Source organism: Neisseria sp. P0009.S007, from assembly GCF_051962515.1.
Map to the genome: position 1 here is coordinate 1 of NZ_JBQCVF010001277.1, position 237 is coordinate 237.

A 237-nucleotide genomic window follows, 5' to 3' on the forward strand; every position below is an offset into this window, starting at 1 on the left:
CCGCCGACGCACAAGACATTTGGTAGTGCCATTTACTGGGGTGCGGTTGCCTGGCTGATGCCGCCGGTCGGGAATAAGCGAAATTGGGCGTAAGGGCCGTACAGGGCTTTGAGAATGGCTTTGCCGCCAACGACTTCGGCAGGGAATAGTTTGAGGGTGTCGATGCCGTGTTCCAAAGCCAGTTGGAATTCGCCAGGAGTGGCAACTCCCGGAATCAGGGGTATGCCACTGTTGTGG

At 57.4% G+C, this 237-nt stretch carries 1 pseudogene; it reads right to left on the reverse strand.

Annotated elements, in window-relative coordinates:
* Positions 1-35: 35 nt before the first annotated feature.
* Positions 36-237 (reverse strand): annotated as a pseudogene (locus ACTHS3_RS18600) (bifunctional 4-hydroxy-2-oxoglutarate aldolase/2-dehydro-3-deoxy-phosphogluconate aldolase); the annotation flags it as partial.